This window comes from Enterobacter cloacae complex sp. ECNIH7 (genome assembly GCF_002208095.1).
GTDB lineage: Bacteria > Pseudomonadota > Gammaproteobacteria > Enterobacterales > Enterobacteriaceae > Enterobacter > Enterobacter cloacae_M.
Map to the genome: position 1 here is coordinate 4,328,722 of NZ_CP017990.1, position 14,813 is coordinate 4,343,534.

Genomic DNA, 14,813 nt, shown 5'->3' on the forward strand with positions numbered 1-14,813 from the left:
TCAGCCGACCGAAACCGCGTAGCGGTTTTGGGTCGGCTGCAGCGATTTGTTGGGCGATAGCTTGCCACATTCTCTCAACGATTGGGATTTGATGTACTTTCCGCACTTTGTAGCGCGACCACATCATGCTCCCCCTGGCCGCGAGAGCCCTTCACTCGGGAAACACAAGACAGACCGAGCACGACTGTTGCAAGGGTCAAACAGTACACGACAACCGGCCAAGCCGTGTTGCGCGGCAACAGCGAAATGATCAACGTTCCGATGCTTCCTAGCAGTACACCGCCCAAGCAGAAGTAGACTGCCGTGACCGTTCCAGCAACATGGTCGAATCCTCGAAGAGCGCCATTGGGCGCCACAGATACCGCTGTGGCGACACCAATACCCACTAGCCACATTGGAGCAATAAAGCCTAACACGGACTGCAAAGCCCATATTTCGGTGATGGCAAGCAATACTGCTCCAGCTATCAGGCATCCCATTCCCATTCGCAAGACACTTGGGCTGCCCCACTTGGGTATCACACGCCCCATAAAACGAGCCGTAAACACCATGGCAATTGCCACTGTGGCGAACAGCAGGCTGAAGCCAAGCTGAGACACACCTTGCCTGCCCATCATTAGTCCGGGCGCAATGGAGAAAAAGACGAAGAAGCTACCCATTCCAGCGGCGTAACACAACGTGTACAACCAGAAGTTCAGGCACTTAACGGGGAGTAGCAGCTGCGACCATTGCAAGCCCGCAACTCGTTGCACCCGGGTTTCAGGCCAGAATCGCCACGCTGCTGCAGATGCAGCGATCATGCCCAAACCTAGAAACGCAAAGATAGCCCGCCACCCAAGCCACATGTCGACGAGCGCTCCGAGCAATGGGCCTACCGCCGGGACCATGGCCAGCATGGATCCGAGTATGCCGTAAATGACATTACTTTCCTCGCGACCTGCGTAAATGTCACGTACTGTTGCAAATGTGGAAACAAGGCACGCCGAGGCACCACAAGCCTGAAGAATCCGAAGCCCCAGAAAGACTTCAGCCGATGACGTAAGAGCGAGGCCCATTGACGCCACAACGTAGGCGAGGCCACCTCCCAGTAGAACGGGGCGGCGCCCCAGTCGGTCCGATAGCGGTCCAAACAAGAGCTGACCGGCACCAATCATGACCAAGTACGTTGTCAGCGTAAGCTGAATTGTGCTCGCTGTCGTACCAAGCGCGTTTGGCATAAACGGCACTGCTGGCAAGTACATGTCCATGCCGAGTGATGCCAATAAATCGAACGGTGATAACAACAACACCGTGGCGGCAAGGGAGTACCGCCAACTAAAGTTTTTTGAGCGCACGAAACCATCTCCTTGAACAAAGGATTTGGCGGCGCTCCCGTAGAGCAAAAGGATTCATGAGAACGCCGCAACAACCGAAAAATGAAGGTTGCTGCGGCTTACTTGTCTGCGTTCTTGGAAGTGCTCATCTGCTGACTATCTCATGATTGAATTTGAATCGTAACAACTTTCAAGCAACTCTGCAAGGAGCCTTATTGTGCGCCCAACGCCGGAGTTAAGCCGCCGCGCGTAGCGCGGTCGGCTTGAACGAATTGTGTACGCCCAGCATGGGCATGAACTAATGAGGTGAAAGTCCTCTGTAGGAAGGTCACCGTTCAATAACATGCTGTTATTAAACGCTAACTACTAGTGAATGGCAAGGGCTTATCCGCGAGGATTGGTCTGAAGGAAGCCGCTAGCAAATTTGCGAGCTGATGAACAAGAACATCATATGAGGCGTAGGCTAGAGGTGAGTTGGCACAAGACGACGAAACCACGTGATCTAATGGCCACCGTAAATGATGCAGCAGTGCAAAGAAAGTTCATGTTCTTATCTGGGGAGATCTGCTTAACACGCGATCGGTCAATAACCAGTCAGGCTCTGGTCTATTAAGTGCCTTGGCTTTTCAATCTCATCGACTGAAAAGAGCGAACCAGATGAAAACCGATAGCGCATGACGGGGCAACTCGGCATGTGATTAAGCAGAAGTCAGCAGACGGCATAGTAGCCCAACGCCCATCGTAATGGATGGGATAGCATACCCCGCGTTAGCGTTGTGGGTACATGGTGAAGGCCTGAACATTTAGAAGAAGGAGGAGTCTTGTCAAACTTGTCGATACCCACTACGTCGCCAGACGATTACTATCGGCAGCGTATTGATATGCAACCGGCCTTCAACAGCGATTTATTCCAACAACTACTCGAACCTGAAAATCTACACCGAGCTTGGCGTCAAGTTAAAGCCAATAAAGGCGCGGCTGGCATCGATGGCATGACTATCGAAGCCTTCCCGCTTTGGATGCAACAAGGCGGTTGGCAACGGTGTAAATCTCTACTGGAACGAGGTGAATATAACCCTTCAGCAGTCAGACGCGTAGAGATCGACAAACCCGATGGCGGTAAACGCAAACTGGGTATCCCTAACGTCATTGATCGTGTGATACAGCAAGCTATTGCTCAAATTCTCACGCCGTTGTTTGACCCTTTCTTCTCGGCTAATAGCTTCGGCTTTAGACCGAATAGGAATGCCAAACAAGCGGTCTTGCAAGTCAGAGATATCATCAAACAGAAGCACAAATTTGCCGTCGATGTTGATCTGTCCAAGTTCTTTGATCGAGTAAATCACGACCTGTTGATGACTCAATTGAGGATCAAGGTACAGGATAAGCGTCTGCTGGCGCTTATTGGTAAATACCTGCGAGCTGGTGTGATGGTCAACGACCAATTTGAAGCAAGCTTCGAAGGCGTGCCTCAAGGCGGCCCACTCTCGCCATTACTCTCTAACATTATGTTGGACAGTCTTGATAAAGAGCTGGAAAGCCGAGGGCACAAATTCGCCCGCTACGCGGACGACTTTATCATTTTGGTCAAGTCTCAACGAGCGGGCGAACGTGTCCTCAAGAGTATTACTCGCTATCTTGCCACTAAGCTAAAACTGGTTGTTAACGAACAGAAAAGCCAAGTGGTTAAGGTAGGCCAAAGCAAGTTCCTAGGGTTTACCTTTAACCGCGGAAAGATCCAGTGGCATGTCAAAACACTGCACATCTTCAAACAAAAGATAAGACGACTGACAAACCGCAATTGGGGCGTGAGCATGAGCTATCAATTGTTTAAAGTGCGGCAATACATGCAAGGCTGGATCAACTACTTTGGCATAGCCAACGCTTATCAAGAGTGTGTCGATTTAGACCACTGGATCCGTCGTCGAGTACGTATGTGCTACTGGCGTCAATGGCGAAAGCCACGGACTAAGGTACAAAACTTACTCAAACGTGGCGTCAGGATCCAAGCGGCCGTTGCTTGTGGAATTACAAGCAAAGGGCCGTGGCGAAGCTCGAAAACACCAGGGATACAGCAAGCGCTGAGTAATGAGTATCTCAAGAAAGCAGGATTGTATTCACTGAGAGATGGATGGATCGCGGTTCACTATCCGAACCAGAAAACAGGTTAGGCGTTCTAAATGAACCGCCCTGTGCGGAGCCGCATGCAGGGTGGTGTGGGGGCTGGAGGCTAAATACCTCCGGCTACCCGATTAGACATCATTTACCAACTGACTTGATGATCTCGCCTTTCACAAAGCGAATAAATTCTTCCAAGTGATCTGCGCGTGAGGCCAAGTGATCTTCTTTTTGTCCCAGATAAGCTTGCTTAGCTTCAAGTAAGACGGGCTGATACTGGGCAGGTAGGCGTTTTATTGCCCAGTCGGCAGCGACATCCTTCGGCGCGATTTTGCCGGTTATTGCGCTGTACCAAATGCGGGACAACGTAAGCACTACATTTCGCTCATCGCCGGCCCAGTCGGGCTGCGAGTTCCATAGCTTCAAGGTTTCCCTCAGCGCCTCGAATAGATCCTGTTCAGGAACCGGGTCAAAGAATTCCTCCGCTGCCGGACCTACCAAGGCAACGCTATGTTCTCTTGCTTTTGTAAGCAGGATAGCTAGATCAATGTCGATCATGGCTGGCTCGAAGATACCCGCAAGAATGTCATTGCGCTGCCATTCTCCAAATTGCAGCTCGCGCTTAGCCGGATAACGCCACGGGATGATGTCGTCATGCACGACAAGGGTGACTTCTATAGCGCGGAGCGTCTCGCTCTCGCCAGGGAAAGCCGAAGCCTCCATAAGGTCATTGAGCAATGCTCGCCGCGTCGTTTCATCAAGCTTTACGGCCACAGTAACCAACAAATCAATATCGCTGTATGGCTTCAGGCCGCCATCCACTGCGGAGCCGTACAAATGCACGGCCAGCAACGTTGATTCCAGATGGCGCTCAATGACGCTTAGCACCTCTGATAGTTGGTTCGAAATTTCGATGGTCACCGCTACCCTCATGATGTCTAACGCCGCCATAAGTTGCGGCTTTGGAGTTGATTGTTTTGTGGTAGCGTAGCGTTAAACCACAAAACAAGCGACGGAAAAGCCGTCAACTTGATGGCCTTGTTAGCCTTATCAGCGCGACTGTGATGTATAAACGTCAAAAATTGAATGACCAATTTTAACAATCGCATCATTTCGCTCTGCCATTGAAGCCTGTGTTTGAGCTAGATAGATGCTCACAATAATTGGGGCTTGATGCTCACTCCACACAACTGCTGTAATACTCCGAGCACCAAATCCGCCAGCACCTGAGCGATCCGCAATGTTCCATCCCGCCGGCAATACTGAACGTAGTAAATTACCAGTGACTTGATTGTTCACCATCCAAGACTCTAATTTTTTCTGGTTCATTTCAGATAGCGCGGAACCAAATAAAAATTTATTCAAAGTACTGGCTATTGCCTTAGGAGTTGTCGTATCCCTCAAATCACCGAGCTTACCTTCATTTAAATCAGGCTCAATACGGTCTAGACGAGTCTCTTTGTCCCCAATTTGTCTTAAAAAATCAGTAACGCCTTTGGGGCCACCTACAGCACTTAGGATGATATTTGCCGCAGTATTATCACTTGTAGTCATAGTTGCGAAGCACGCATCATCGAGTGTGATTGCCTGCCCTACTTGCTTTTCTATTACAGGGGAATAGGTCACAAGATCTGCTTTCTTAATCTCGACTGTACTATTGGGATTAACTTTTCCTTGCTCAGCATCATATAGTAATTTAGCGCAAGCTATTGTTTTAAAAGTACTTGTTAACGGGAAGCGCTGATTGCCATTGTAATCCCAATATTCTCCATTTTGAGTATCAAGAACGGAAACACCTATACGAGCAGAAAGAGAAACTTCAATTGCCTTAACGTCTTGTTCAACTTGCTGAAACTTTGAACTACTTGCAAAAACCACGGATGGTATTAAAAGCGAAAATGCCAATAAAAACTTCATGTAAGTAACCCCATAATTTTGATTGTCACACATTTTATATAAAAGCATGAGGCTCCATAATATGGCTAACTTTGTTTTAGGGCGACTGCCCTGCTGCGTAACATCGTTGCTGCTCCATAACATCAAACATCGACCCACGGCGTAACGCGCTTGCTGCTTGGATGCCCGAGGCATAGACTGTACAAAAAAACAGTCATAACAAGCCATGAAAACCGCCACTGCGCCGTTACCACCGCTGCGTTCGGTCAAGGTTCTGGACCAGTTGCGTGAGCGCATACGCTACTTGCATTACAGCTTACCAACCGAACAGGCTTATGTCCACTGGGTTCGTGCCTTCATCCGTTTCCACGGTGTGCGTCACCCGGCAACCTTGGGCAGCAGCGAAGTCGAGGCATTTCTGTCCTGGCTGGCGAACGAGCGCAAGGTTTCGGTCTCCACGCATCGTCAGGCATTGGCGGCCTTGCTGTTCTTCTACGGCAAGGTGCTGTGCACGGATCTGCCCTGGCTTCAGGAGATCGGAAGACCTCGGCCGTCGCGGCGCTTGCCGGTGGTGCTGACCCCGGATGAAGTGGTTCGCATCCTCGGTTTTCTGGAAGGCGAGCATCGTTTGTTCGCCCAGCTTCTGTATGGAACGGGCATGCGGATCAGTGAGGGTTTGCAACTGCGGGTCAAGGATCTGGATTTCGATCACGGCACGATCATCGTGCGGGAGGGCAAGGGCTCCAAGGATCGGGCCTTGATGTTACCCGAGAGCTTGGCACCCAGCCTGCGCGAGCAGCTGTCGCGTGCACGGGCATGGTGGCTGAAGGACCAGGCCGAGGGCCGCAGCGGCGTTGCGCTTCCCGACGCCCTTGAGCGGAAGTATCCGCGCGCCGGGCATTCCTGGCCGTGGTTCTGGGTTTTTGCGCAGCACACGCATTCGACCGATCCACGGAGCGGTGTCGTGCGTCGCCATCACATGTATGACCAGACCTTTCAGCGCGCCTTCAAACGTGCCGTAGAACAAGCAGGCATCACGAAGCCCGCCACACCGCACACCCTCCGCCACTCGTTCGCGACGGCCTTGCTCCGCAGCGGTTACGACATTCGAACCGTGCAGGATCTGCTCGGCCATTCCGACGTCTCTACGACGATGATTTACACGCATGTGCTGAAAGTTGGCGGTGCCGGAGTGCGCTCACCGCTTGATGCGCTGCCGCCCCTCACTAGTGAGAGGTAGGGCAGCGCAAGTCAATCCTGGCGGATTCACTACCCCTGCGCGAAGGCCATCGGTGCCGCATCGAACGGCCGGTTGCGGAAAGTCCTCCCTGCGTCCGCTGATGGCCGGCAGCAGCCCGTCGTTGCCTGATGGATCCAACCCCTCCGCTGCTATAGTGCAGTCGGCTTCTGACGTTCAGTGCAGCCGTCTTCTGAAAACGACACCATGTGCAAACGATGTCAGAATAGAGTTAAATTTCCTATTGATTGACATATTCCGTCAAAGGTAATAGATTTCATCCTGACACTTTTGCCTTTGGAGGCATCTTGCAAGGTCAACGCATCGGCTATGTCCGCGTCAGCAGCTTCGACCAGAACCCGGAACGGCAATTGGAGGGTGTTCAGGTGGCGCGGGTGTTCACCGACAAGGCTTCTGGCAAGGACACCCAGCGTCCCGAGCTGGAAAGGCTGCTGGCCTTCGTCCGCGAGGGCGACACCGTGGTGGTGCATAGCATGGACAGGCTGGCACGCAACCTTGATGACCTGCGCCGCATCGTCCAAGGGCTGACACAACGGGGCGTGCGCATGGAGTTCGTCAAAGAAGGGCTGAAGTTCACCGGCGAGGACTCACCGATGGCCAATCTGATGCTGTCGGTCATGGGAGCCTTCGCTGAGTTCGAGCGCGCCCTGATCCGCGAACGTCAGCGCGAGGGAATCGTGCTGGCCAAGCAGCGCGGTGCCTACCGGGGACGAAAGAAATCGCTGAACAGCGAACAAATTGCCGAGTTGAAACGGCGAGTTGCGGCAGGCGACCAAAAAACCTTGGTGGCCCGTGACTTCGGCATCAGCCGCGAAACCTTGTACCAGTACCTGCGGGAAGACTGACCATGCCACGCCGCTCAATCCTGTCCGCCACCGAGCGCGAAAGCCTGCTGGCACTGCCAGATGCCAAAGACGAACTGATACGGCACTACACGTTCAACGAAACCGACCTGTCGGTGATCCGTCAGCGTCGCGGCGCCGCGAATCGATTGGGCTTCGCTGTGCAGCTTTGCTACTTGCGATTCCCTGGCACCTTTTTGGGCGTCGATGAGCCTCCGTTTCCGCCCCTGTTGCGCATGGTGGCCGCGCAACTCAAGATGCCAGTGGAAAGTTGGAGCGAGTACGGCCAGCGCGAACAGACACGGCGGGAGCACTTGGTCGAGCTGCAAACGGTTTTTGGGTTCAAGCCCTTCACCATGAGCCACTATCGGCAAGCCGTGCATACATTGACCGAGCTGGCCTTGCAGACCGACAAAGGCATCGTGCTGGCGAGCGCACTTGTCGAGAATCTGCGGCGGCAGAGCATTATCCTGCCCGCCATGAATGCCATCGAGCGCGCAAGCGCCGAGGCCATCACCCGTGCCAACCGACGCATTTACGCGGCGCTGACCGATTCTTTGTTATCACCCCACCGTCAGCGCCTGGACGAACTTCTCAAGCGCAAGGACGGCAGTAAAGTGACGTGGCTGGCATGGCTGCGCCAGTCGCCTGCCAAACCGAACTCTCGCCACATGCTCGAACATATTGAGCGCCTGAAATCCTGGCAAGCACTTGATCTGCCCGCAGGCATCGAGCGGCAGGTTCACCAGAACCGCCTGCTCAAAATCGCTCGTGAAGGTGGCCAGATGACGCCTGCTGATCTGGCAAAGTTCGAGGTGCAACGACGCTATGCCACGCTGGTAGCGCTGGCCATCGAAGGCATGGCCACCGTCACCGATGAAATCATCGACCTTCACGATCGCATCATCGGCAAGCTGTTCAACGCGGCCAAGAACAAGCATCAGCAGCAGTTCCAGGCTTCCGGCAAGGCGATCAACGACAAGGTGCGGATGTATGGGCGCATCGGTCAAGCGTTGATTGAGGCCAAGCAAAGCGGCAGCGATCCGTTCGCCGCCATCGAGGCCGTTATGCCCTGGGACACCTTCGCCGCCAGCGTCACCGAAGCGCAAACATTGGCGCGGCCTGCCGACTTTGATTTCCTGCACCACATCGGTGAAAGCTATGCCACGCTACGCCGCTACGCGCCGCAGTTCCTGGGCGTGCTCAAATTGCGGGCTGCGCCCGCCGCCAAGGGTGTGCTCGATGCCATCGACATGCTGCGCGGCATGAACAGCGACAGCGCGCGCAAGGTGCCCGCCGATGCGCCAACCGCATTCATCAAGCCGCGCTGGGCAAAGCTGGTTCTGACCGACGACGGCATCGACCGGCGTTACTACGAGTTATGCGCCCTGTCGGAGCTGAAGAACGCGCTGCGCTCCGGTGATGTCTGGGTGCAGGGTTCTCGCCAGTTCAAGGACTTCGACGAATACCTGGTGCCGGTCGAGAAGTTCGCCACTTTGAAGCTGGCCAGCGAATTGCCGCTGGCAGTGGCCACCGACTGCGACCAATACCTGCATGACCGGTTGGAATTGTTGGAGGCGCAACTCGCCACAGTCAACCGCATGGCTGCGGCCAACGACTTACCGGATGCCATCATCACCACCGCGTCAGGCCTGAAGATCACGCCGCTGGACGCGGCAGTACCAGACGCCGCGCAAGCCATGATCGACCAGACAGCTATGCTGCTGCCGCACCTCAAAATCACCGAGTTGCTGATGGAGGTCGATGAATGGACGGGCTTCACCCGCCACTTCACACACCTGAAGACCAGCGACACGGCCAAGGACAAAACCTTGCTGTTGACGACGATCCTGGCCGACGCGATCAACCTGGGTCTGACCAAAATGGCCGAGTCCTGCCCTGGCACCACCTACGCCAAGCTGTCTTGGCTGCAAGCCTGGCACATCCGCGATGAAACCTATTCGACGGCGCTGGCCGAGCTGGTGAATGCGCAGTTTCGGCAACCCTTCGCCGGCAACTGGGGTGACGGCACCACGTCATCGTCGGACGGCCAGAACTTCAGAACCGGCAGCAAAGCAGAAAGCACTGGTCATATCAACCCGAAGTATGGAAGCAGTCCAGGACGGACTTTCTACACCCATATCTCCGACCAGTACGCGCCCTTCAGTGCCAAGGTGGTCAACGTGGGCATTCGTGATTCAACTTACGTGCTTGATGGCCTGCTGTACCACGAGTCGGACTTGCGCATCGAGGAACACTACACCGACACGGCAGGCTTCACCGATCACGTGTTTGGCTTGATGCATTTGCTGGGATTTCGCTTCGCGCCGCGTATCCGTGACTTGGGCGAAACCAAGCTATTCATCCCCAAGGGCGATGCCGCCTATGACGCGCTCAAGCCGATGATTAGCAGCGACAGGCTGAACATCAAGCAAATACGCGCCCATTGGGATGAAATTCTGCGGCTGGCCACCTCCATCAAGCAAGGCACGGTAACGGCTTCGCTGATGCTGCGCAAACTCGGCAGCTACCCGCGCCAGAACGGCTTGGCCGTGGCGTTGCGCGAGCTGGGGCGCATCGAGCGCACGCTGTTCATTTTGGATTGGCTGCAAAGCGTGGAGCTGCGCCGCCGCGTCCATGCGGGGCTGAATAAGGGCGAGGCGCGCAACGCGCTGGCCAGGGCGGTCTTCTTCTACCGATTGGGTGAAATCCGCGACCGCAGTTTTGAGCAGCAGCGCTACCGGGCCAGCGGCCTCAATCTGGTGACGGCGGCCATCGTGTTGTGGAACACGGTATATCTGGAGCGTGCCACCAGTGCTTTGCGTGGCAACGGCACGGCGCTGGACGACACATTGTTGCAATATCTGTCGCCGCTGGGGTGGGAGCACATCAACCTGACCGGCGATTACCTATGGCGCAGCAGCGCCAAGGTCGGTGCGGGGAAGTTTAGGCCATTGCGACCGCTGCCACCGGCTTAGCGTGCTTTATTTTCCGTTTTCTGAGACGACCCCAGATTGTCGTCTATGGCTGAAATCAACGAGTCTGGCGTGTACCGATAGACCAGCGAATGCACTCTAGTAGCGTCGATGCCGGTGACTCGGTAATTGAGATCCAAAGAGCGACTTTCTGAAATGCCGTTCCATCTGACCATACTGGTGACGGGGCCAAAGGGCGCTCGCTCGATCTGGCTTGCCAGGCTTGTTGTGGTGCCTGCTTGTGTCGTTGCCACCTCGATGACGTCACCGGCTAAATCACGGGTGTAGGAAACCTCACGACCACTGGGATACGTGATCTTCGTGATGAGGCCTGCACCATCGTATTGGTACTGGGTAGTAAGGCTCTGCCCGTGGGTTTCCCAGGTCTCGTAAGCCAACCATCCTTCGGGTGTATAGCCATATCTCCGGACACCGTTGCCATCATCGACTGAGGTCAAGCGGCCCATGCCGTATGGTGAGGTTGCTTCGTCGTACCCGTACAGAATTGGCGATTCGCCAGCGACACCGCTGGATGCCTCGATGATCCGGTTCAGCGCGTCGTAGCTGTAGCTTGTGGTTTGTCCCTTGGCCGTCTTGCGCGTTGCCACGTTACCGGCTTCGTCATAGGTAATGTCGGTGGTGCCGGTGTCCGGGCTCCGGACCTGAGTCACTTCGCCAAAGCCGTTGTAGCTGTAGTAGGTCAGGCGCGAACGAGGGTCGGAGACACGGTAAACATCGCCGGTATCCTTGTAGAGCACCTGCGTGACCTTCCCGAGTGGATCGGTCGTTTGTGTCCGGTGATGGAAGCCGTCGTACTTGTAGGAGTGTGTGTTACCAGAGGGACTGGTCTCCTGTATCAGGTTTGCCACCACATCGTAGGAAAACGATGACTGATTGCTATAGGCGTCGGAGACACTGGAGAGCCAGCCGATTTCGTTGAAGATCCGGCGCTCTATCCAACGGGTCTGGCCCAGCGCATCGAGCAGTCGCTCTTCTACTGGGTTCCCGAGGTCATTGAGCTCAAGCTCGCGCCGGTTGCCCTGTGCATCTGTTTCCGCCACCAGCCGATGTGCAGCGTCGTACTCATAGCTGACGGTTGCACCATTTGGCTTAGTCAGCGAGCTCAGGAGGCCCACAGCATCATAGTTGTAGGCCGTGGTTCCTTCTGGTCCAGTGGAGCTGACAAGTCTTCCTCTGGCGTCATAGGTGAGGGTTTGGGTTACACCGTTGACGCCCTGAATGGTCCCGGCGCGACCGTTCGCGTCGTAGTCACCAAACTGCATCACCTGCCCCAGCGCGTTTGTTGTCCGGATCAGGTTGCCCTGGTCATCGTAGTCAAATGTCGTAACATCGCTGACGTCGGTGCGCGGACCATCAACCGAGGCCAACAGGCTCGGCTTTCCTGTACCAACAGGGGCATAGGTGTAGGTCCATGTCCGGGAAGCGCCCGAGCTGCGATCTGTGACCTTGCGGCTTATCACCCGGAGATGAGTGTCGTAGGTAAGCTCAGTGATCCTGGTTGGTTCCGTGATTTTTGCAGGGAGCGACTTGGAAGGAAGCCAGTCGGTCGTAACCTTGCCCCCATCCTGGTCTATCTGGGTGGTTTCCAATCCCCGGTCGTTATGGGTGAACGTGCGCTTCTGTCCAGCACGATCTGTAATGCTGGAGACGAGGCCTTTGCTGTCGTAGACGTAGGTTTCCTTGCCTCCCACAAAGCCGGTACACGGCGCACCCTCAACAACATCAGGCTTGAGCATCCCGTTGTGACGGCTGTAGGTATATCGCTGAACGTGGCCGAGGGCGTTGGTGACAGAGACGCTTCCGTCAGCGTTGTAGCTTACCTGAGTCTTCTCTGCGCCCCCGGCGTGTTCACTTAGAACTGCCATCCCCTGAGCATCATATCCCCATGTGGCGAAACGGTTGCCGTTCTCGTCCACCAGCCCAGAGAGCAAACCCGGTGCATTCGGGTCATCGTAGAGATAGCTGCGGCTCGTATTGTCCTGGTAGATCACTTCCGCCAGCTTGCCAGCGCTGTTGTACTGGTACTGAATACTGCCACCAGCAGGATCGGTGACACTGACCATGCGGCCATCTTGATGCTGGAACTGGATGTTGCGGCCAAAGCCGTCAGTGATCGAGGATAGCTCTCCGTTCAGATAGCTCAGGGTGATGTGATTGCCGTTGGGCTTCTCGATGCCGGTCAGTCGTCCGGTTTCATCATAGGCCTCGACTACCCCGTCAGATTGAGTGTAACGCCAGCCGGTAGCATCCTTCGTCAAGGTATCATCGGTTTTCCATGTTGGCACCCAGACAGAGGACGAGTTGTAGAACGCGAGTTGTTGCCCTTCTGGCCGGTGCAGGACAACCATGTTCTCACCGTACTTCGAGGCGTTGACCTCGACGCTCCGCGAGTAGGTATGCCGCCAGCCGCCGAGCTCTTCATCAGGAAGGTGGCTATTGTAGTATCTGGTGAATGTGAAAGGGTCGGAGCCTCCGCTTTGATAATCCAGTTCAGCCTGGAACTTGTTGCCGGTGCCAAGATGGATAGGGTTCCCTACACACATGGTCGTTGTTGGTAAGCCGAGATCCCTGTCCAGGAACGGTGTTTTATCCATCTCACCCGGCAGAACATAGGTTGAGCGCCAGTAGACCGTAGCTGGGTCGCCAGTGCAGGTAGTGGGGTCATAATCGCCAGTAGCACCTAGATACTTAAAACAGATCCTGGAGACATAACGGCCATCACCATAACTGGCAACCGGATAAAGCGCATCCCCAACTGGCGTTCCCTTCCCTTGCTCCTCACCAGAGCGATAATTCTTCATGAAGGAATGCGCGTCTATGATGGTGTTGAAGCGCATTTTGTCTACTTCGGTGCTCACGGCTACAACCCGCCATTGTGCAAAAGCAACGCATGGCAAAGTTGCGAGCACCACAACGGCCAATGACCGCAGGTTTCGCATCAGTAAAAGGGAAGGTCTCGATCTCATTTACAGCTCCAGTTTTTATGCTGGAGCTATTTTCAGGTGGGAGAGTCGTTATCAACGACTGCGTTTTTGCCCTTTTAGGGTATGAATACGTGATTTGGAGAGGTTGTGTATTCAGAACAAATGAGAAGCAGGTTACTCATTTCGCTCAAACACTGTGACAAGAACACGTTTTTGGTTGTCGTCGTTGATCACCATCAGGTACTTGAACTTGGAATCTCTATGGCCCCAGACTTCCACGTTATCTACGCGGCCATACTTTCTGGCTTTATGGCGAGCCACTTTCTCGTCAAAGGGTTGAACCTGTAACTCTGGATGCTGGAGGCGACCAACGAGTGAGGCCCACGGTTTTTTAGGGTCTCCAGAGGTTATCCGGGCCTGATACTGATCGATGGCATGTTGAGTAACAAGGACGGGACCAATGGCCGGTGTAGAGATTTCGTCATGGGTTTGAGTATAGGCTTGCTTGTCCACATCGAGGAGCTCAACGTTGCCCTCACCCGGCTCATCCATAAACTCCATGCTCTGCGAAACTTCAATAGTAGCGCCCTTTAAACGTCCAGTGAGGCAAGCCGCAAACTTGAATGCAAACTCCTTGGTGGATTTGCCCAGCGCCAGCTTTTTAATCGCACCTTTGGATACCACCAGCTTGTAACCAGCACCAGCACCTGGCTCTCTGCAAAAAACCTGTTTGTCCAGCGCCAGATAGCGAATGGCTACGAGCTCAGCCAAAAGATCTGCCTCCTCGTTGTCAAAATCAATACGAACATCAAGGATGCCTTTCCGTTTTGTACCAACGCGCCAGAATACAAGGGCTGAATTATTAGAAGTTTTCTTCGAGACAGTAGTCAGTGTCATCATGGTCTATTTCTCCATTATCGGGATAATGGTCGGCATCGCCGCCAGCACCCCTATTCGTTAGGGTTCATTTAGATGCTACCACGGGTTTTAAAAATGCAACCCCTAGTGCCACTCTATTTGTGGTCCCAAGTATTTTTATAAGCTCGGGCTAGGCGTTTCTCTATCACTTCTGACAAATTGCAACCATCGACTTCTGCCAACCGCTTCAAAATCCTGTGGGCTTTATCGCTTATAGTTATGCTTTTACCAACACCATATCCCCTTCTGCGACGTTGCCTAATTGATGTCCCGAGTTTATTGATTTGCTCTGCTGTCAGATATTTATTAATCCATTCAGTGAGTTCTGATGGTGATCGCCCCATGCTGTTCAGGCTGTCCACGGCTTCAAGTTTCTTATCGAATGGGACGTCACGCCAGAAAGCTGGGCGCGAAGCAGCTCTGAGGAGATAGATCGCCGTAGCCTGAGCATCTTCATTGGATACTTTCAAAAAAACACCTTTACCGTTACATGTCACACCAACTTCATCGTGACATGTAACACTTCAAACTGCAAGTATAAAAAAAGG

At 54.0% G+C, this 14,813-nt stretch carries 10 protein-coding genes; 4 read left to right on the forward strand and 6 right to left on the reverse strand.

Translation table 11 applies throughout. The features are described 5' to 3' along the window. Positions 1–74 precede the first annotated feature (74 nt). Positions 75–1,334: a CmlA family chloramphenicol efflux MFS transporter gene (locus WM95_RS21485; RefSeq protein WP_001256774.1), complete on the reverse strand. Its 1,260-nt coding sequence runs from the start codon at positions 1,332–1,334 to the stop codon at positions 75–77. 800 nt (positions 1,335–2,134) lie between these two features. On the opposite strand from WM95_RS21485, the gene ltrA reads away from it, so the two are divergent. After that, a complete protein-coding gene (gene ltrA, locus WM95_RS21490) occupies positions 2,135–3,484 on the forward strand; it encodes a group II intron reverse transcriptase/maturase (protein WP_042946310.1) in 1,350 nt (449 codons plus the stop codon). 88 nt (positions 3,485–3,572) lie between these two features. Here ltrA and WM95_RS21495 read toward each other — a convergent pair whose 3' ends face one another. Together WM95_RS21495 and WM95_RS21500 are read right to left on the reverse strand one after the other, a co-directional pair. Next, complete coding sequence (locus tag WM95_RS21495) at positions 3,573–4,364, reverse strand: ANT(3'')-Ia family aminoglycoside nucleotidyltransferase AadA2 (protein WP_001261740.1); 792 nt, start codon at positions 4,362–4,364, stop codon at positions 3,573–3,575. A gap of 117 nt (positions 4,365–4,481) precedes the next feature. Further along, the gene (locus WM95_RS21500; RefSeq protein ID WP_001931474.1) at positions 4,482–5,348 is read right to left on the reverse strand and encodes a PSE family carbenicillin-hydrolyzing class A beta-lactamase CARB-2; all 867 of its coding nucleotides are present in this window, start codon (positions 5,346–5,348) and stop codon (positions 4,482–4,484) included. A gap of 205 nt (positions 5,349–5,553) precedes the next feature. Here WM95_RS21500 and intI1 point away from each other — a divergent pair, with 205 nt between their 5' ends. From intI1 to WM95_RS21520, 3 genes are all read left to right on the forward strand, one after another. After that, positions 5,554–6,567 carry a class 1 integron integrase IntI1 gene (gene intI1, locus WM95_RS21505; RefSeq protein WP_000845039.1) on the forward strand — a complete coding sequence of 338 codons (1,014 nt, stop codon included), beginning with the start codon at positions 5,554–5,556 and terminating at the stop codon, positions 6,565–6,567. 305 nt (positions 6,568–6,872) lie between these two features. Beyond that, positions 6,873–7,430 carry a recombinase family protein gene (locus tag WM95_RS21515; protein WP_001162012.1) on the forward strand — a complete coding sequence of 186 codons (558 nt, stop codon included), beginning with the start codon at positions 6,873–6,875 and terminating at the stop codon, positions 7,428–7,430. Between the two features lie 2 nt (positions 7,431–7,432). Continuing rightward, complete coding sequence (locus WM95_RS21520; RefSeq protein ID WP_001138073.1) at positions 7,433–10,405, forward strand: Tn3 family transposase; 2,973 nt, start codon at positions 7,433–7,435, stop codon at positions 10,403–10,405. On the opposite strand, the gene WM95_RS21525 is transcribed toward WM95_RS21520, so the two are convergent. From WM95_RS21525 to WM95_RS21540, 3 genes are all read right to left on the reverse strand, one after another. Beyond that, entirely contained in the window at positions 10,402–13,281 is a 2,880-nt protein-coding gene (locus WM95_RS21525) for a DUF6531 domain-containing protein (RefSeq protein ID WP_170079687.1), read from the reverse strand. The genes WM95_RS21520 and WM95_RS21525 overlap by 4 nt on opposite strands. A 240-nt stretch (positions 13,282–13,521) precedes the next feature. Continuing rightward, positions 13,522–14,247 carry a hypothetical protein gene (locus tag WM95_RS21535; protein ID WP_000988732.1) on the reverse strand — a complete coding sequence of 242 codons (726 nt, stop codon included), beginning with the start codon at positions 14,245–14,247 and terminating at the stop codon, positions 13,522–13,524. Positions 14,248–14,360: 113 nt separating this feature from the next. Then, positions 14,361–14,735, reverse strand: a complete 375-nt coding sequence (locus WM95_RS21540) for a hypothetical protein (protein ID WP_000868821.1) — start codon at positions 14,733–14,735, stop codon at positions 14,361–14,363. Between the last annotated feature and the right edge of the window lie 78 nt (positions 14,736–14,813).

Coding starts and splice junctions, on each gene's coding strand:
- WM95_RS21520 (WP_001138073.1), top strand. CDS start 7,433: ATGCCACGCCGCTCAATCCTGTCCGCCACCGAGCGCGAAAGCCTGCTG.
- WM95_RS21500 (WP_001931474.1), bottom strand. CDS start 5,348: ATGAAGTTTTTATTGGCATTTTCGCTTTTAATACCATCCGTGGTTTTT.
- WM95_RS21495 (WP_001261740.1), bottom strand. CDS start 4,364: ATGAGGGTAGCGGTGACCATCGAAATTTCGAACCAACTATCAGAGGTG.
- WM95_RS21535 (WP_000988732.1), bottom strand. CDS start 14,247: ATGATGACACTGACTACTGTCTCGAAGAAAACTTCTAATAATTCAGCC.
- intI1 (WP_000845039.1), top strand. CDS start 5,554: ATGAAAACCGCCACTGCGCCGTTACCACCGCTGCGTTCGGTCAAGGTT.